Here is a 16,341-nt window from a genome sequence, read left to right as displayed (position 1 = left end):
CAATTCTCGGATCGGTGAAAGCGTGTGGCGCGCTTAGTTGGGCGTCGGCGCGTTCTCGGCGATCAATCCCTGCGATTTGAGCGCAGTCCACAATTCGGCGGGAATCGGTGCGCTCGCGAGCGTCTGATTCTCTTCGATACGCTCGGGACGGCTAGCACCGGGAATCGCACCGGCCACCGCCGGATGCGCCAGCGAGAACTGGAGCGCCACGGCGCGAATGTCCACGCCGAACTGTTGGCAGACGTCTCGAATGCGGGCGACACGCGCGAGCAACTCCGGCGTTGCGGGCTGGTATTCGAAATGCGTGCCACCGGCGAGGACGCCCGAGTTGTACGGACCGCCGACGATGATGCCGAGATCGCGTTCTGCGCTCATGGGCATGAGACGGGCGAGCGCACCCGCATGGTCGAGCAGCGTGTAGCGTCCGGCCAGCAGGAAGCCGTCCGGGTCGGCGCGCTCGATGGCCAGCTCGCACGGTTCGATGCGGTTGACGCCGAGTCCCCAGCCCTTGATGACCTTCTCGTCGCGCAGTCGCGTGAGCGCCTTGGCGGCGCCTTCCATCGCGACGTCGAACACTTCATGCCAGCGATCGCCGTGAAAATCCACCGCCGGGTCGTGAATCCATACGTAATCGAGCCGGTCGGTGCGCAAGCGCTTCAGACTGTCTTCGATGGAGCGCAACGTGCCATCCGCCGTGTAGTCGTAGACGATCTTGTTCGGCAGTCCATGCTCGAACAGGCCGCCTTTCTCGCCGAGGTCGCGTTGCGAGGCGTCTTCGTGTTCGTCCAGAATCAATCGGCCGACTTTCGTGCCGATCGAGTATTCGTCCCGGGGACGTCCGGCGAGCGCTTCGCCCAGACGCAGTTCCGCAAGACCGGCGCCATAGAGCGGCGCCGCGTCGAAGTAGCGGATGCCGCTTTCCCATGCGGCGTCGACGGTTGCGATCGCTTCGTCGTTCGGGATGTCGCGATACATGTTGCCCAGCGGCGCGGTACCGAAGCCGAGGCGGGAGGGGAGCTTGACTCTCATGGTCGATTCCTTACTTTGCGACGGCGATCAGGCGGCTGCCCTGACCATCGTCGGGTAGTCTGTCAGGCCGCGGGCATCGCCGCCGAACAGGGTATCCCGATGGTGGAGCGCGAGCGGTGCGCCCACACGTAGCCGCTCCGGCAGATCGGGGTTGGCGACGAACGGGCGGCCGAAACCGATCAGATCCGCCCATCCCTCGGAAAGTGCAGCACGCGCGCGCTCGGCGGTGTAGCCACCGGCGTAAATCAGCACGCCGGGATACACCGCGCGCAACTTCTGCTTGAACGCCACCGGCATGAGCGGTGCGTCGTCCCAGTCGGCTTCCGCGATGTGGAGGTAACCCACGCCCAGCTCGCCCAGCAGCTTCGCCGCAGCGAGATACGTGGTTTCCGGATCGGCGTCGACACAGCCGTTGAGCGTCGTGAGCGGTGCGAGACGAACGCCGACACGCGAGGCATCGCCCGTGCCCTCGATCAGCGCTTCGGTGACTTCGCGCAGGAAGCGCAGACGGTTTTCCAGCGAACCGCCATAGGCATCGGTGCGGGTATTGGCGTTCGAGTCGATGAACTGGTTCACCAGATAGCCGTTCGCGCCATGCAGTTCCACGCCGTCGAAACCGGCGTCGATGGCATTGCGCGCGGCGGCGCGGTACTGATCGACGATCTCGCCGATTTCCTTCACGCTCAGCGCGCGCGGCAGGGAAGCCTGCACGAAGCCGGGCGTGGTGCCATCTTCACCAGCGATGAAGACGTTCACGCCGTCGGCCTGAATGGGCGAGGACGAGACCGGCTGACGTCCGCCGAGCAGGCTCGTGTGGCTCAGACGGCCCACATGCCAGAGCTGCGCGAAGAGATGGCCGCCTGCCGCGTGTACGGCGTGGGTGACCGTGCGCCATCCCTCGACCTGCGCGGGCGAGTGAATGCCGGGCGTCCATGCGTAGCCCTTGCCCAGCGGGGCGATGTAAGTGCCTTCGCTGACGATGAGGCCGGCACCGGCGCGTTGCGCGTAGTACTCGGCCATGAGGGCGTTCGGTACGTCGCCGGGCTGGCTCGCACGCGAGCGCGTCATCGGCGGCATGACGATGCGGTTCGGCAGCGTGAGCGCGCCGAGTTGCATCGGTTGAAACAGAGGATCCTGCGTCATGATGATTTCCGTAGAAGCGTTCCGTGGGGATGTCTTTGCGTGTGTTGCGAGACGTCCATGCCGGAGCGCGGCGAGGGCAGGACGAGCGGACAACCGTTCGTCCTGTCACACACGTAATTAGTCGTCCCAGCGTGCAGCCAGACCGTCGGGGCTGACTTCGCGGCCGTTGCGATCGAGTGCGGCGATCTGGGCCATGTCGTCGTCCGTGAGGCGCAGCGTCTGCGCCAGCAGGTTGCTCGCGAGGTTCTCGCGCTTGGTCGACGATGGAATCACCGAGAAGCCGCGTTGAAGCGTCCAGGCCAGCGCCACCTGCGCCGGCGTGGCCTGATGACGCTCGGCAATCGCACGCAGCGTCGCGTCGCCCAGCACCTTGCCGTACGCGAGCGTCATGTACGACGTCACGTGAATGCCCTGTTCTTGCAGGAAGCCGACGAGCTTCGGGTTTTGCAGATACGGGCTCAGCTCGATCTGGTTGGTGGCGATGGCGTCGCGACCAACGGCGGCGATGGCCTGCTTCGTCAGGTCGATGTTGAAGTTCGAGATGCCGATCTGACGCGTCAGACCCTTGGCCTTCGCGTCGGCCAGTGCGGTCATGAACTCGTCGAGCGAGACGCCGTTGCCGGGTGCGGGCCAGTGAATCAGGGTGAGGTCCACGTAGTCCGTGCGCAGCTTCGAAAGACTATCTTCGAGGCTGGCGGCCAGCTTGTCCTTGCTGTAGTTCTCGACCCAGATCTTCGTCGTGAGGAACAGGTCTTGGCGGGCGACGCCGGACTCGGCAATCGCCTGACCGACGTCGGCTTCGTTGCCGTAAATCTGCGCCGTGTCGATGGCGCGGTAGCCGAGTTCGAGGCCGGTGCGTACCGAATCGATGACGACCTGACCTTGCAGGCGGAACGTACCGAGACCGAATGCGGGAATATTGCTCATCGTGAGCTCCTGAATGTGAATTGGGTGGACGAAAAGGTGTATCAGTTGCTCGCCGGTTGCATCGGCGTGCGTTGTGTTGCGAGCTGGATCAGCACCAGCAGCAGGCCCGATCCGGCGATCAGCGCGCCCACGATGGGAACGGCCGTGTAGCTGTAACCCGCCGAAATCGCGGCGCCACCGGCGGCGGCCCCAACGGCATTGCCGAGGTTGAAGGCGCCGACATTGACCGACGAGGCGAGGCCCGGGGCTTCGGCGGCAGCGCGCATCACGCGCATTTGCAGCGGCGGCACCAGCGCGAACGTCGCGATACCCCAGACGAGCACGGCCAGCGCAGTGCCCAGATGCGTACGGGCCAGCAGCGGGAAGGCCAGCATGATCGCGACGAGCAGGACCAGGAAGACGATCAGGCTCACGTTGATCGAGCGGTCGGCGAGCTTGCCGCCGGCAATGTTGCCGACCGAGAAGCCGACCCCCACGAGCACGAGCATGGCCGTCACGAAGCTCGGCGACGCGCCGGTAATGGCTTCGAGCGTCGGTGCGATGTACGTGTACAGGGTGAACATGGCGCCTGCGCCGAGCACGGTGGTGGCCATCGCCATCAGCACGACAGGACGCGTGAGCACCGAAAGTTCGCGACGGATGTCGGGCATGCGTCCGGCTTCCCCCTTGGGCAGCGCAAAGCGCAGCGTCAGCATGGTGATGACACCGAGGCCGGCTGTGGCCGCAAACGACATGCGCCAGCCGATGGTTTGTCCGAGCCAGGTGGCCGCAGGTACACCGCCGATGTTGGCGATCGTCAGCCCCATGAACATGGTGGCGACGGCACTGGCCTGCTTGTCACGCGGCACGACGCTCGCGGCCACGATGGAGCCCAGACCGAAGAATGCGCCGTGGTTGAGACTCGTCACCAGACGCGCGAGCAGCAGCGTGGTGTAGTTCGCCGACACGGCCGAGAGCAGGTTGCCGAGGGTGAAGATGCTCATCAGCGCAATCAACGCCGTGCGGCGCGACCAGCGCGACATGATGAGGGTCATGATGGGCGCGCCGATCATCACGCCGAGGGCGTACGTCGTGATCAGCATGCCCGCGGTCGGAATCGAGACGTGAACGCCTTCGGCAATGACGGGAAGCAGTCCCATCGGCGAAAACTCGGTCGTGCCGATGCTGAACGCGCCGATGGCAAGGGCCAGCAGCGACAGCGTGGCGTGTGCCGACGACGTCTGGGCGGATGGGGAAGATGACTGGTTCATGACGGGAATACCCGAGGGGATCAAGATGAACGGCAGTGTGCGCCCTTTACTTTTGCGGAAAAAGTAGCCTATAAAAGAAATTATTTTGATTTCAAATCAACAATGAAGATCACGCTCGACGAACTGCAAGCCTTTGCGGCCGTGGTGGACACCGGGTCGATCACGGCGGCGGCCCAGCAACTGGACCTGACGGTGTCGGCCACGAGCCGGACGCTGGGCCGGCTGGAGGAGAAGCTCAAGACCACGCTGCTTCGCCGCACGACCCGCCGGCTGGAACTGACGGAGGAGGGCAGCGCGTTTCTTCAGAACGCGCGGGCGATCATCGATTCGGTCGAGAGCGCGGAAGAGCAGATGCTCACGCGGCGCGAAAAGCCATCCGGCCGGCTGCGCGTCGACGCGGCAACGCCGTTCATGCTGCACGTGATCGTGCCGCTGGTGCCGGGCTATCGCGAGCGCTATCCGGAGGTGGAGCTGGAGCTGAACAGCAACGAGGGGTTCATCGATCTGCTGGAGCGCCGCACCGACGTCGCCATTCGCATCGGCCGGTTGAAGGATTCGACGCTGCATAGCCGTCTGATCGGCAACAGCCGCACGCGCATGTTCGCCAGTCCGGCGTATCTGGCCGCGAACGGACAGCCGCGCAAGGTCGGCGATCTGGCCAAACACACGTTGCTGGGCTTCTCGCAGCCGGAATCGCTGAACGTCTGGCCGATTCTGGGGGAAGACGGCGAACCGCACCGCATCGAGCCGGATGTGATGTCGTCCAGCGGCGAGACGCTGCGTCAACTCGCGCTCGAAGGCGCGGGGATCGTCTGTCTGTCGGAATTTATGACGAAGCGTGACTGCGAGTCGGGCCGTCTCGTGCAGGTGCTCGCGCGTCAGACGCAGGACGTGCGTCAGCCGATCCATGCCGTGTACTACCGCAACACGGCGATCTCGGCGCGCATTGCGTCGTTCGTCGACTATCTGGTCACAGCATTACGCGAGCAGACGGAGAAAGGCGGGGCGGCGGCGTGGGTGGCGCAGTGAGATGGGGGGAGCTCACTGCGCCGGTTGCTACAAGGGGAGGGCGGGAACGAGGGGAGGACGCCGGAGCGTTCGCGCGCAGACCTGCCAGCGCGCCGCTCGGTTCATGACGTCAGGCGACGACGGCCTGACGCGGGTCGGCGCTGGCCAGCGCCTGTGCACGTGTGGCGTCGCTCGGCGGATAGATCCACACGCTGTTGATTTCGCTTTTCAGCTTCTTCGCCTGCGCGCCGGTCAGCACCACCTGACGATCCCAGCCTTCCGTATAAACCGCGCCCCACGGGCCGAGGTCGAGACACGTCACGTACTTCGGCTGATGGTACGGAATCGGCGCTTCACCGAGCAGATCCGCCGCGACGTTGTGACCGGCCGAGCGGCCGAGCGAAATGGCGTGCTGGCACGCCATCATGGTCGGATTGCCTGCGTCGTCGGTCGCCGCGCGTGCGCAGTCGCCCGTGGCGTAGACCTCGTCGAGACCGAGCACTTTGAGGTTGGCGTCCACCAGCAGGCGACCGAACGCGTCGCGCTCGGCGGGGATCTGCGCCGTGAGCGTGTTGGCGCGCGCACCGGCCGTCCAGATCACGGTGTCGGCGTCGATACGTTCACCGTTCTCCAGCGTGACGCCGCGTTCGTCCACACTGGCGACGCCTGAGCCGAGTGTCCACGTCACACCCAGTTCGGTGAGCGCTTGCGTGATGATCGGACGCGGGCCGGGGCCGAGATCGGGGCCGACGGCGTCGTTACGTTCGACCATGACGACGCGCACATCGGTGTTCTCGCCCAGGATCTCCCGCAAGCGCGACGGCATTTCCGCCGCCGTCTCGATGCCGGTGAAACCCGCGCCGGCCACGACTACCGTATTGCGTTCCGGGCTGGCCGGACGGCTCGCCAGACCGGCGAGATGGGCTTCCAGCGCCATGGCGTCGGCGATCTGGTCGACGTTGAACGCGTGCGCCTGGAGGCCCGGAATCGGCGGGCTGAAGAGGCGACTGCCGGCGGCAAGCACCAGACGGTCATAGCTGATGGCGCCATGCGGGGCGTCGGCGTCGATATCGGCAATCGTCACCATACGATGCTCGACATCGATATGGGCGACGTGACCCTGAATGAACTGGACGCCGACCGTGTCGAACAGCTTTTGCAGCGGGGCTTTCATGCCGCCGGGGTTCTTTTCGTACAGGCGGGGCCGGATGTGAAGATGCGGCTCCGGCGCGACGAGGACGATTTCCACGTCGGTGCGTCCGGCCATGTCGAGCAGGCGGGCGGACGCCAGCGCGCTCCACGTACCGGCAAAGCCGGCGCCAATCACAAGAATACGTTGGGTCATGCAGGTTGCTCCTGAATGCGTCGGGGGGAGAGAGGGTCTTCGAGTCACCGGTGTGCGGTGATTCTCGGTTCGGCTCAGATCTGATAACGCCGATTCTATGAGTCGGAGTTTAGGGGCGCAAGCGATTTTTGGCCGAAATGGCGGTCTGCCGTATCTTGTCCCAATGCGTTCGACACTTCTTGTCCCTGTTACGGGAGGACACGGTGTGCAGGGGAATCGTGGGAGGGGGGAGCGCAGGAGGGGCAGCTACCGGACCCGGCTTGTCCCGGACGTTTCGTCAGTTCTTGTCTCTGGTCCGGCGGATACCGCGGGACTACAGTCGGCGGTGGACTACTGTCAGAGAGATCATGAATACCTTGCTTACTTTCCAACATCTTGAGACGCCGGACGACGTCCGCGCGGCCTACGCCGTCATGAAGGAATTGCGTCCGCACCTCGTGAGCGCCGACGCTTTCGCGGCGCAAGTCGAGGCGCAGCGCGCTCAGGCCTACCATCTGCTGGGGGTTTTCGACGGCGAGCGGTTGTTGGGGCTGGCGGGCTACCGCCATATGACGAACCTGATCTACGGGCGTTTCATCTATGTCGACGATCTGGTCGTTGCCGCCGACAACAAGCGCGGTGGCGTCGGCTCGAAGCTGCTAGGCGAAGTGCGGAAGATTGCGCGCGACGCCGGGTGCGCCAATTTCGTGCTCGACACCGGGCTGCATATGCCGCTTGCCCAGCGGTTCTACTTCCGCAACGGGATGCTCGCCAAGGGCATGCATTTCACCGAGTCGCTGGCCACGTCGGACGAGGTGCGTCGATGAGAAGTCTGTTGCTTAATGCCAGCCCGCATGGCCCGTCGAGCCGTGCGTTCGAGATGGCACGTACGTTTCTCGAGAACAACGCGAATCGCTACGGCGACGCACCGGGCATCGTGCGTGATCTGGTCGCTTCGCCGCTGCCGCCGATTTCGAGCGACTATGCCGCCGCCATTACGTCGCGGGAACCGGATCGCACGCATTTCGAACTGTCGGACCGGCTGATCGAAGAGCTGGAGACGACGTCGTTTCTCGCCATCGCGACGCCGATGCACAACTTTACGGTGCCGGCGGCGCTCAAGCTGTGGATCGACTATGTGGTGCGTATTGGCAAGACGTTCGCCAACACGCCGGAGGGGAAGGTCGGTTTGCTGAAGGATCGTCCGACGATCGTGATCGTCGGGTCCGGCGGCTTTCATACGGGCGACAACGCACGTCAGCCTGACTTCCTTACGCCGTATCTGCGCCACGCGCTGCGTTGCATGGGCATCGAGGACGTGACGTTTTTCCTGATGCAGGGTCTGGTCGCCGGCCCTGAAGCGGGCGAGCGCGCGTTGCTCGACTGCCGTAGCGATCTCGCGCGCTATCTGACACGCTGACGGCGCACCGCGCACCGCGCACCGCGCGCCGTGCTACGCGCGCAGATGCCTCAGTGGCCGCGTCGCGCTGCGGCGCGCTCGTCGAACCACGTGATGACGCGCTTGCCGTACGCGGCAGGCGCTTTTGCATTCACACCGGCGGCCAGATCGGCGAGCGTGTGCTTTTGCAACTCCGCTCGCATGACCGCCTCGGCCGACGCCATGACCGCGCTGATCGAGCACTTGCCCTTCGACGCCCAGGCCGGGGGATCCCCGTCGAACACCGCGCATTGACGCCGCACTTCGCGGCAGTCAAATAGCGCCTTCTCGCCGTCGATGGCGACGATGACGTCGTGCACCGTAATCTCGTGACTGTCTCTCGCGAGCGAATAGCCGCCGCGCGCGCCTTCCGTCGACATGACCAGCCCCGCTTTCGACAGGCGGGTAAAGAGCTTGGCGGCGTACTCCACGGGAATGCCCTGCATCTCGGCCAGATCGCGCACGCTGGCGTCGCGCACCCCGGCAGACGAATCCGCAAGATAAAGCAGACAGTGAAGGCTGTATTCGACGCCGGTGCTGATGTATGACATGGTGATGGGCGGTCTAGGGGGGCGGGCAGCGAGTGCTGCGTGTCCGGGCTTCGGCGTCGTTCGTCGATGTACGATAAACGGCGACTCACACGGTCGGTGTAATGTTGGCGCGATTATACGCCGCTACGTCAATCTTCGTTTTCGGGGGCGTCCCTCCCTTGCGTCGCATTTCAGTGATGCCGGACATTCATCCCGCTGTTGAGCGGTCGTGTCACACGTTATTCTTGCGTAGCGTGCATGGTGGACGATCTGTACGATAGTCGGGCTCGCGCCATGCGCGCCTCATGCTCGATATTTCCCGGGAACGTCCATTCGCATGACAAAAATCATCCACATTACCGACACCCATCTCGTCACGCCGGGTGAGCCGCTTTACGGACTCGATCCCTACGCCCGCCTCGTCGCGTGTGTCGACGATATTCTTGAGCATCACACGGACGCCGAGTGTTGCGTCATCACGGGCGATCTGACGCATCGTGGCGAAGCGTCGGGATATGCGGCGTTGCGAGAGCAGCTCGACCGCCTGCCTTTCCCAAGCTTCCCCTTGATGGGCAACCATGATCTGCGTTCGGTGTTCACTGGTGCGTTTCCCGAGCGGCTGCGTGATGAGAACGGCTTCGTGCAGGGTCGGTTCGATGTGGGCGATGCGTCGCTGCTGATGCTCGACACGCTCGACGAGGGGCAGCACGGCGGCCTGTACTGCGAAGCGCGGCGTGCATGGCTTGCGCGCGAGCTGGACCGACTGGGCGAGCGTCCGGCATATCTGTTCATGCATCATCCGCCGTTCGACATCGGTATCGCGAGTCTCGACAACATTGGTATGGCCAATCCCGAGGCATTCCTTGCACTGGTTGGCGGCCGCAAGAACATCCGTCACCTTTTCTTCGGCCATGTGCACCGTCCGGTGTGCGGTAGCTGGCACGGCATTCCGTATTCGACGATGCGTGGCCTGAACCACCAGGTGCCGTTCGACATGCACACGGTGTTTCCGGTGCGTCAGAGCCATGAGCCGCCGGCATACGCCGTGGTGCTGCTGGCGCAGGATCAGGTCACGGTGCATTTCCACGACTATCTGGACAAGTCGTGGCTTGAGGACGACGAGGACGATGGGGGCGAGAGCCGCATGTAAATGTCGCCGCCCGTCGGGTGGTCGGTGTGATGGGGTGGGCAGCGCTCGTTCAGGGACGGGAATCCCGGGATTTCGTTAGAATCTGTCCCAGACCGCTTCATATAACGATTATCGGAGGCAGACATGCCCGGATTACTCCCTGACGTCGACCACGATGGGCTCCTCGAATACTCGGTCGTGTACACCGACCGTTCCATCAATCACATGTCGCAGCGCTTTCAGGGCGTGATGCGCGATATCTCCGATGGCCTGAAAAAGGTCTACAACGCGAAGTCGGTCGTGGTAGTGCCCGGTAGCGGCACGTTCGGTATGGAAGCGGTGGCGCGTCAGTTTGCGACGAACAAGAAGTGCCTCGTGATTCGCAACGGCTGGTTCAGCTTCCGCTGGTCGCAGATATTCGACATGGGCGGCATTCCGTCCGAATCGATCGTGCTCAAGGCGCGTCCCGTGGAGTCGGGTCGTCAGGCGGCTTACGCCCCCGCACCCATTGACGAAGTCGTCGCGACGATCCGGGAGACTAAGCCGGCTCTGGTCTTCGCGCCGCACGTCGAGACCGCGTCGGGGATGATGTTGCCTGACACGTATCTGCGTGCCGTGGCCGATGCCGTTCACGAAGTCGGTGGCCTGTTCGTGCTGGACTGCATTGCGTCGGGCACGGTGTGGGTCGACATGCAGGCGTGCGGCGTCGATATCCTGATCAGCGCCCCGCAAAAAGGCTGGAGCGCTTCGCCGTGTTGCGCGCTGGTCATGCTCAGCGCGCTGGCGCGCGAACGTATCGAATCGACCACGAGCACCAGCTTCGCCTGCGATCTGCGCCAGTGGCTCCAGATCATGGAAGCGTATGAGAAGGGCGGTTTCGCCTATCACGCCACGATGCCGACCGACAGCCTCGCCACGTTGCGTGACGTCATCAAGGAAACCGAAGCCTACGGACTCGAGAAGGTGCGCGCCGAGCAACTCGAACTCGGACAGCGGATTCGCGCGCTGCTCAAGGAAAAGGGCTTGCGCAGCGTGGCGGCGCCGGGCTTCGAAGCGCCGGGCGTGGTCGTGAGCTATACCGACGACGACGGTATTCGCTCCGGCAAGAAGTTCGCCGACGTTGGCGTGCAGACCGCGGCCGGTGTCCCGCTTCGTTGCGACGAACCGGAGGACTTCAAGACGTTCCGCATCGGTCTGTTCGGGCTGGACAAGCTCAACGAGGTCGACGGCGCGGTGGAGCGATTCGCCAAGGCGCTCGATCAGGTGTTGTAAGGCATTGCCGGGCGCGCATCGCGTCCGCCAGCCATCAAAGCAAGGCGGCCCTTCAGGGCCGCTTTGTGTTTCTGCGAGGTTCGCGCTCGCTCACGTGTTCGCTCATGTGCGCGGGCGCGCTTATGCTGACGCTTTCGCGGCGAGCGCCCGAATTCGCTCGGCGACGACTTCGTCGAGCGGGTTGTAGACGATCATGCTCAGGTCCGGGCGGCCGTCCACGGAAAACGCCGAGTACTCGAGCGCGATCGGCCCCAGTTCGGGATGCAGCAGCCGTTTGAGGCCATCGCCATCGTTGTGTCCAAGCACCTCGTTATCTCGCCATAGCGCGTCGAACTCGGGACTGATGCGGCAAAGCTCGTCGACGAGTTCGCTCACTTCCGACGACAGACCCGCGCGTGCCACGTCCGCCCGGAATCCGCCGACGACAAACCGCGCGATGCTCTCCCAGTCATGCTGCCGCGCCCGCGCGCCCGGATCCCGAAACAGGAAGTACAGGATGTTTCGCTCGCCCGGCGGCAACTTGCTGTAGTCCGTGAGCACCACCTGCGCGGCACGATTCCAGGCGACGATATCCCACGTGGCCGTGCGGATGATGGCCGGGCTGGCATCGAGCAGGTCGATCAGCCGCTGGAGCCGGGGATTGACGCTCTCGACCGCCCGGTAGCGCACCTCGGGCGGACGTCCCAGACCGAGCATGAAAAGATGCTCGCGTTCCGCATCGGTCAGCATCAACGCGCCGGCGACGCGCTCAAGGACATCGGCCGACGGGGCGCCGCCGCGCCCCTGCTCCAGCCACGTGTACCAGGTCGGGCTGATGTGTGCGCGCTGGGCGACTTCCTCGCGTCGCAACCCCGGGGTTCGCCGGCGTCCGGAAAAGCCGAAACTCGCAGGGTCCAGACGCGTGCGTCGGCTTCTCAGAAAGTCGCCGAGCGATTTGGCCGTGTTGACTGACATGGGAATCCTGTTAGTCGCTTTACTATGATGAGGTCACTACTTTAACGGGATAACGAATGGACCGATAGTGATCGTCATGGCGCGGCATCGCGCCGCGAACACGACGGAGAATTCACCATGCGTATCTTTCTCACGGGGGCGACGGGCTTCATTGGCTCGGCGCTGGTCCCCGAACTCATCAACGCCGGGCATGAAGTGATTGGCATGACCCGATCCGACGCCGGCGCTCAGGCGTTGCGCGATGCCGGTGCCGAGGTGCATCACGGCACGCTCGAAGACCCGGAGACCTTGCGCAGTGGCGCGGCCAAAGCGGATGGCGTCATCCACGCAGCGTTCGATCATGACTTCTCGAAGTTCGTCGAGAACTGCGCCAAGGACACCCGCGCCATCGCGGCCCTCGGCGCCGCGCTCGCCGGTTCAGACCGGCCGCTGATCATCACGTCGGGCACCGGCATGGGCTCGCAACACGGCGCACCCGCGAGCGAGGATGTCTTCAACACCGCGCATCCCAATCCGCGCATCGCGTCGGAACTGGCAGGCAACGCGCTGCTGGACGCCGGGGTGAACGTGTCGGTGATGCGACTGCCGCAGGTCCACAATCCGCTCCGCCAGGGGCTCATCACACCGCTCATCGCGATTGCGCGGGAGAAGGGCGTCGTGGCCTATGTCGGAGACGGCGAGAACCGCTGGCCGGCGGGCCATCTGTCGGACGTGGCGCGGTGTTACCGGCTGGCGCTGGAAGCCGGCGTGCGGGGCGCGCGCTATCACGCGGTCGGGGAGGAGGGGATCAGCAGTCGCGAGATCGCCGAGGCGCTGGGGCGCGGTCTGAACTTGCCGGCCGTCTCGTTGACGCCGGAGCAAGCCCCGGCGCATTTCGGATGGATGGGGATCTTCGTCGGACTGGATATGTGGGCGTCGAGCGCGCTCACTCAGGCGCGTCTGGGCTGGCGCCCGAGCGGCCCGACGCTGATCGCCGATCTCAACGAAGCGCGTTACTAGTCTCGTGACCCGCCGCGGCATCCGTCAGGGCGTCTGCCTGCGCAGGCGTCCGGCCTTGCGGGAAGCGCATGTCGCGGTACTTCACGAAGTGCGACCCGCGCACGAGCCGGTAGCCTGCCCAGATCAGCAGGAACAGCGGAATGCCGATGTACGTCGCCACCACGCCGCCCCAGTCGATCCGGTCCTGAAGAAACGCCTGATAGTTCTGACCGAGCGTAATGATCAGACACAGGACGAAGGCGAAGATCGGGCCGAACGGGAAGAACGGTGAGACGTACGGCAGATTGGCGAGGTCGCGACCCTGTTTGACGTAGCCGCGACGGAAGCGGTAATGGCTGATCGCAATGCCGAGCCACGCGATGAAGCCCGTCATGCCGGACGTGTTGAGCAACCAGATGTAGACGGCATTCGGGCTGAACACGAACGTAAAGAAGCACAGTGCCGCGACGGCGGCCGTGGCAAACAGCGCCCACATCGGCACGCCGTTGCGCGAGATGCGACCGAAGACGCGAGGCGCCTTGCCGTCGCGCGCCAGGCTGTAGAGCATGCGCGTGGCGGCATACATTCCCGAGTTGCCTGCCGAGAGCACCGACGTCAGCACGACGGCGTTCATGACCGAAGCCGCGCCGAGCAGTCCGGCACGCTCAAAGATCAACGCGAACGGGCTCACGCTGATGTCGGTGACGTCGTTACGCAGCAGATGGGGATCGGTGTACGGAATCAGCAGGCCGATGACGAGAATGGCGGCCACGTAGAACAGCAGAATGCGCCAGAAGACCTGACGCACGGCGCGCGGCAGATTGCGTGCCGGATCTTTGGATTCACCGGCGGCGATGCCGATGAGTTCGGTGCCCTGAAACGAAAAGCCCACGACCATCGCCACGCCGATCAGCGCCGCGAAGCCGCCGGCGAAGGGGGCATTGCCGATCGTCCAGTTGGCCACGCCGCCACTCTCACCGCCACGAATGATGCCGAGCAGCATCATCACGCCCATGACCACGAACGCCAGGACGGCGATCACCTTGATCAGCGCGAACCAGAATTCCGCTTCACCGAAGCCGCGCGCGGAGAGCGCGTTGAGGCAGAAGGTGATGGCAAGGAAGAGCGCGCTCCAGTAGACGCCGGGCACGTCGGGGAACCAGTACGCCATGACCAGTTGCGCGGCCACGAGGTCGACCGCCACGGTGACGGCCCAGTTGTACCAGTAGTTCCAGCCCAGCGCGAAACCGAACCCTTCATCCACATAACGGGCGCCGTACGTCGAGAACGATCCGGACACCGGCATGGCGGCGGCCAGCTCGCCCAGACTGGTCATCAGGAAGTAGACCATCAGGCCGATCAGCACATAGCCCAGCAGCGCACCGCCCGGGCCCGCCTGCGCGATGGTGGCGCCGGACGCCACGAACAGGCCGGTGCCGATGGAGCCGCCCACGGCGATCATCGTCAGGTGGCGGGCAGAGAGGGAGCGGCGCAGTTCCGACGGTGCAGATGCCTGCGCCTCGACGCCCTCGCGGAGCGGGTCATGTTCCGATGTTGCCAATGTCTTGTTCCTTCAGAGCCTTGTGAGCGAAGCGAAGCCCCCGTGCGGCCGTCGCGGCGGCGGCTGTCGCGCATGACGACGCCGCGCCTGTCTTCCGGAAACGGCCCGTCGACTTCTGGTTGTGGGGCCCGCAGGAAGGTGCGCCCGGTTCGCTGACGCAGAACCGGCCGGGGGGTATTGCAGAGTGGGGTGGATTGTACTGCGGGACTGCTTTATCAGGCTACTTTCTGCTTGCGTGCGTCGATAGTTCGCATCAAAACGCTAATTTATGCGGATTTTCGTCAGAGTTTCATCACCATCTCATGCCACGCCATGCCGCCGTGATCCGAGGGCGACGGCTTGACGTAGTGGTAACCGAGCCGTTCGTAGAGCGGGATGTGACGTTCCTTGCACATCAGATGGATCGTTGCTTTCCCGGCGGCGCGCATGCGGGCGATGAAGGCTTCCATGAGCGTGCGGGCATAGCCGCGACCCTGCTCTTCAGGGGCGAGCACGACGGACATGATGACGACGTTCGGCGCGGCGGCGTCATGGCCGATCAATTCCTTGAAGGCTTCGTCGGACATCACGACGTCGTAGGCGCACCCGGAATTGATGAACCCGATGATGTTGTCGTCGCGCGTCATGACGAGAAACCCTTCGGGGTACTGTGCGATCCGCGTGGCGATCTTCTCGCGCGTGGCGGCTTCGTCGCCTTCGTAGGCGCTGATTTCGATTTCGTAACAGCGGTCGACGTCGGACGGGCGCGCGTTGCGCAATTGCACTGAAGGTTGCATGGTCGTTTGACGATGGTGGGGGGAGGCCGACATCATACGCGGCTCTGGCGACGGCGAAACTGTCCCGGCAATTCACCGATGTGCTGGCGAAACGCTTTGCCGAAGGCCGCTTCCGACTGGTATCCCACGGACATGGCGATATCGCCCGCATTACGCCGCGTGCGCAGCAGAAGATCGCACGCCACGGCCATGCGCACCCGCGTGAGGAATTCGAATACCGTCATGCCCGAGCGTTCGTGGAAACGGCGCGCGAAGGTGGCGCGCGACATCGCGGCGCGTTGGCCGAGCGTATCGATCGTCCACGGCTCCCCGGGGTCGTTGAATACCGCCTGCGCCGATGCGTGCAGCCTCGCATCTGAGAGCAACGCCAGAATGCCGGCTTCGCCTGCGGGTCGCTCGCAACAGCGTCGCAGCGCCATCGCGAACAGCGTCTGACTCAGCGATGTGACGATGGCGAGCGCCCCCGGACGCCGGTCAGCCGCCTCGACACGCATCAACTCGACAATGCCTTGCAGCGCGTCCGACGGATCGCCCGTGAGCGAGACATGCACGGGGTCGGGGAGCGCGTCGAACAGCAGGTTGCCGGGACCGGACGCGCGCACGAAGTGTCCGCACAGAATGTCTGCCCCCACGGGGCGGTTCGTCTCGTCGCCTGCGAGCCGCTCGGGCAGCAGGTCGCCATGCGCCAGCCGGGTACGGACGGGCGAGCCGGCCGCACTTTCGTCGCGAATGACATGGGCGCCGCCACGCGGGAACAGGATGAAGTCCCCGGTGCGCGCGATCAGGTGCCGGCTTCCGATGTCGATGCGACACGCGCCCGCGAGCACGAGGTGAAACGGCGAGATGCCGTCGGGGGCGGCGTCATGCGGAATTTCGTAGGCGCCCGACAAGCGGCAGCGCAAATCCAGCCCGGCTTGCGGGTCGGCCATCTGAATCAGTCGCGTCAGCGTGTCCATGAGACGAATGCGCTAAAAATTGAGATTCAATGATTCTATTCGTATCGATGTCCGGCGCATACTCGC

16 protein-coding genes are annotated in these 16,341 nt (G+C 64.4%); 6 read left to right on the top strand and 10 right to left on the bottom strand.

Going from position 1 to position 16,341, the window contains the following annotated elements:
• Positions 1-33 precede the first annotated feature (33 nt).
• The 4 genes from C5N93_RS04830 to C5N93_RS04815 all read right to left on the bottom strand — a co-directional run bounded on the left by C5N93_RS04830 (position 34) and on the right by C5N93_RS04815 (position 4,349).
• Complete coding sequence (locus C5N93_RS04830; protein WP_242558463.1) at positions 34-1,029, bottom strand: aldo/keto reductase; 996 nt, start codon at positions 1,027-1,029, stop codon at positions 34-36.
• 27 nt (positions 1,030-1,056) lie between these two features.
• Complete coding sequence (locus tag C5N93_RS04825) at positions 1,057-2,172, bottom strand: alkene reductase (RefSeq protein ID WP_242558462.1); 1,116 nt, start codon at positions 2,170-2,172, stop codon at positions 1,057-1,059.
• Positions 2,173-2,289: 117 nt separating this feature from the next.
• Positions 2,290-3,099: a 2,5-didehydrogluconate reductase DkgB gene (dkgB, locus tag C5N93_RS04820; RefSeq protein WP_242558461.1), complete on the bottom strand. Its 810-nt coding sequence runs from the start codon at positions 3,097-3,099 to the stop codon at positions 2,290-2,292.
• Positions 3,100-3,140: 41 nt separating this feature from the next.
• On the bottom strand, positions 3,141-4,349 hold the full coding sequence (locus tag C5N93_RS04815; RefSeq protein WP_242558460.1) for an MFS transporter: 1,209 nt from the start codon (positions 4,347-4,349) through the stop codon (positions 3,141-3,143).
• A 102-nt stretch (positions 4,350-4,451) separates the two neighbouring features.
• On the opposite strand from C5N93_RS04815, the gene C5N93_RS04810 reads away from it, so the two are divergent.
• Positions 4,452-5,378 carry a LysR family transcriptional regulator gene (locus C5N93_RS04810; RefSeq protein ID WP_069340096.1) on the top strand — a complete coding sequence of 309 codons (927 nt, stop codon included), beginning with the start codon at positions 4,452-4,454 and terminating at the stop codon, positions 5,376-5,378.
• A gap of 109 nt (positions 5,379-5,487) precedes the next feature.
• On the opposite strand, the gene C5N93_RS04805 is transcribed toward C5N93_RS04810, so the two are convergent.
• Entirely contained in the window at positions 5,488-6,702 is a 1,215-nt protein-coding gene (locus C5N93_RS04805; RefSeq protein WP_242558459.1) for an NAD(P)/FAD-dependent oxidoreductase, read from the bottom strand.
• A 347-nt stretch (positions 6,703-7,049) separates the two neighbouring features.
• Here C5N93_RS04805 and C5N93_RS04800 point away from each other — a divergent pair, with 347 nt between their 5' ends.
• The gene (locus C5N93_RS04800; protein ID WP_242558458.1) at positions 7,050-7,508 is read left to right on the top strand and encodes a GNAT family N-acetyltransferase; all 459 of its coding nucleotides are present in this window, start codon (positions 7,050-7,052) and stop codon (positions 7,506-7,508) included.
• On the top strand, positions 7,505-8,101 hold the full coding sequence (locus C5N93_RS04795; RefSeq protein ID WP_242558457.1) for an NAD(P)H-dependent oxidoreductase: 597 nt from the start codon (positions 7,505-7,507) through the stop codon (positions 8,099-8,101). The genes C5N93_RS04800 and C5N93_RS04795 overlap by 4 nt, the downstream gene beginning before the upstream one ends.
• Before the next feature lie 50 nt (positions 8,102-8,151).
• Here the strand turns inward: C5N93_RS04795 and C5N93_RS04790 are convergent, their stop codons facing one another.
• A complete protein-coding gene (locus tag C5N93_RS04790) occupies positions 8,152-8,670 on the bottom strand; it encodes an Rrf2 family transcriptional regulator (RefSeq protein WP_242558456.1) in 519 nt (172 codons plus the stop codon).
• 316 nt (positions 8,671-8,986) lie between these two features.
• Between C5N93_RS04790 and C5N93_RS04785 the strand changes: the two genes are divergently transcribed.
• Together C5N93_RS04785 and C5N93_RS04780 are read left to right on the top strand one after the other, a co-directional pair.
• Positions 8,987-9,799 (top strand): phosphodiesterase, encoded by an 813-nt coding sequence (locus C5N93_RS04785; protein ID WP_242558455.1) that lies wholly within the window; start codon positions 8,987-8,989, stop codon positions 9,797-9,799.
• 123 nt (positions 9,800-9,922) lie between these two features.
• Positions 9,923-11,050, top strand: a complete 1,128-nt coding sequence (locus C5N93_RS04780; RefSeq protein ID WP_242558454.1) for an aminotransferase class V-fold PLP-dependent enzyme — start codon at positions 9,923-9,925, stop codon at positions 11,048-11,050.
• 120 nt (positions 11,051-11,170) lie between these two features.
• On the opposite strand, the gene C5N93_RS04775 is transcribed toward C5N93_RS04780, so the two are convergent.
• Positions 11,171-12,004 (bottom strand): helix-turn-helix transcriptional regulator, encoded by an 834-nt coding sequence (locus C5N93_RS04775; protein ID WP_242558453.1) that lies wholly within the window; start codon positions 12,002-12,004, stop codon positions 11,171-11,173.
• A gap of 117 nt (positions 12,005-12,121) precedes the next feature.
• Here C5N93_RS04775 and C5N93_RS04770 point away from each other — a divergent pair, with 117 nt between their 5' ends.
• Positions 12,122-13,003: an SDR family oxidoreductase gene (locus tag C5N93_RS04770; RefSeq protein WP_242558452.1), complete on the top strand. Its 882-nt coding sequence runs from the start codon at positions 12,122-12,124 to the stop codon at positions 13,001-13,003.
• Here the strand turns inward: C5N93_RS04770 and C5N93_RS04765 are convergent.
• From C5N93_RS04765 to C5N93_RS04755, 3 genes are all read right to left on the bottom strand, one after another.
• Positions 12,984-14,543, bottom strand: a complete 1,560-nt coding sequence (locus tag C5N93_RS04765) for an amino acid permease (protein ID WP_277990207.1) — start codon at positions 14,541-14,543, stop codon at positions 12,984-12,986. The two genes, C5N93_RS04770 and C5N93_RS04765, sit on opposite strands and share 20 nt — an antisense overlap.
• Positions 14,544-14,824: 281 nt before the next feature.
• On the bottom strand, positions 14,825-15,319 hold the full coding sequence (locus C5N93_RS04760) for a GNAT family N-acetyltransferase (RefSeq protein WP_242558451.1): 495 nt from the start codon (positions 15,317-15,319) through the stop codon (positions 14,825-14,827).
• A gap of 32 nt (positions 15,320-15,351) precedes the next feature.
• Positions 15,352-16,275, bottom strand: coding sequence for an AraC family transcriptional regulator (locus tag C5N93_RS04755; RefSeq protein WP_242558450.1), 924 nt, complete (start codon positions 16,273-16,275; stop codon positions 15,352-15,354).
• Between the last annotated feature and the right edge of the window lie 66 nt (positions 16,276-16,341).

The sequence above is a fragment of the Pandoraea sp. LA3 genome, assembly GCF_022696215.1.
In the GTDB taxonomy this organism is placed as follows: domain Bacteria; phylum Pseudomonadota; class Gammaproteobacteria; order Burkholderiales; family Burkholderiaceae; genus Pandoraea; species Pandoraea capi.
The sequence above is the reverse complement of the archived record's forward strand: the minus strand, read 5'-3'. Positions and strand labels throughout refer to the sequence as shown.

Coding starts and splice junctions, on each gene's coding strand:
- C5N93_RS04785 (WP_242558455.1), top strand. CDS start 8,987: ATGACAAAAATCATCCACATTACCGACACCCATCTCGTCACGCCGGGT.
- C5N93_RS04760 (WP_242558451.1), bottom strand. CDS start 15,319: ATGCAACCTTCAGTGCAATTGCGCAACGCGCGCCCGTCCGACGTCGAC.
- C5N93_RS04780 (WP_242558454.1), top strand. CDS start 9,923: ATGCCCGGATTACTCCCTGACGTCGACCACGATGGGCTCCTCGAATAC.
- C5N93_RS04790 (WP_242558456.1), bottom strand. CDS start 8,670: ATGTCATACATCAGCACCGGCGTCGAATACAGCCTTCACTGTCTGCTT.
- C5N93_RS04815 (WP_242558460.1), bottom strand. CDS start 4,349: ATGAACCAGTCATCTTCCCCATCCGCCCAGACGTCGTCGGCACACGCC.
- C5N93_RS04830 (WP_242558463.1), bottom strand. CDS start 1,029: ATGAGAGTCAAGCTCCCCTCCCGCCTCGGCTTCGGTACCGCGCCGCTG.
- C5N93_RS04795 (WP_242558457.1), top strand. CDS start 7,505: ATGAGAAGTCTGTTGCTTAATGCCAGCCCGCATGGCCCGTCGAGCCGT.
- C5N93_RS04805 (WP_242558459.1), bottom strand. CDS start 6,702: ATGACCCAACGTATTCTTGTGATTGGCGCCGGCTTTGCCGGTACGTGG.
- C5N93_RS04770 (WP_242558452.1), top strand. CDS start 12,122: ATGCGTATCTTTCTCACGGGGGCGACGGGCTTCATTGGCTCGGCGCTG.
- C5N93_RS04825 (WP_242558462.1), bottom strand. CDS start 2,172: ATGACGCAGGATCCTCTGTTTCAACCGATGCAACTCGGCGCGCTCACG.
- dkgB (WP_242558461.1), bottom strand. CDS start 3,099: ATGAGCAATATTCCCGCATTCGGTCTCGGTACGTTCCGCCTGCAAGGT.
- C5N93_RS04755 (WP_242558450.1), bottom strand. CDS start 16,275: ATGGACACGCTGACGCGACTGATTCAGATGGCCGACCCGCAAGCCGGG.
- C5N93_RS04810 (WP_069340096.1), top strand. CDS start 4,452: ATGAAGATCACGCTCGACGAACTGCAAGCCTTTGCGGCCGTGGTGGAC.
- C5N93_RS04800 (WP_242558458.1), top strand. CDS start 7,050: ATGAATACCTTGCTTACTTTCCAACATCTTGAGACGCCGGACGACGTC.
- C5N93_RS04775 (WP_242558453.1), bottom strand. CDS start 12,004: ATGTCAGTCAACACGGCCAAATCGCTCGGCGACTTTCTGAGAAGCCGA.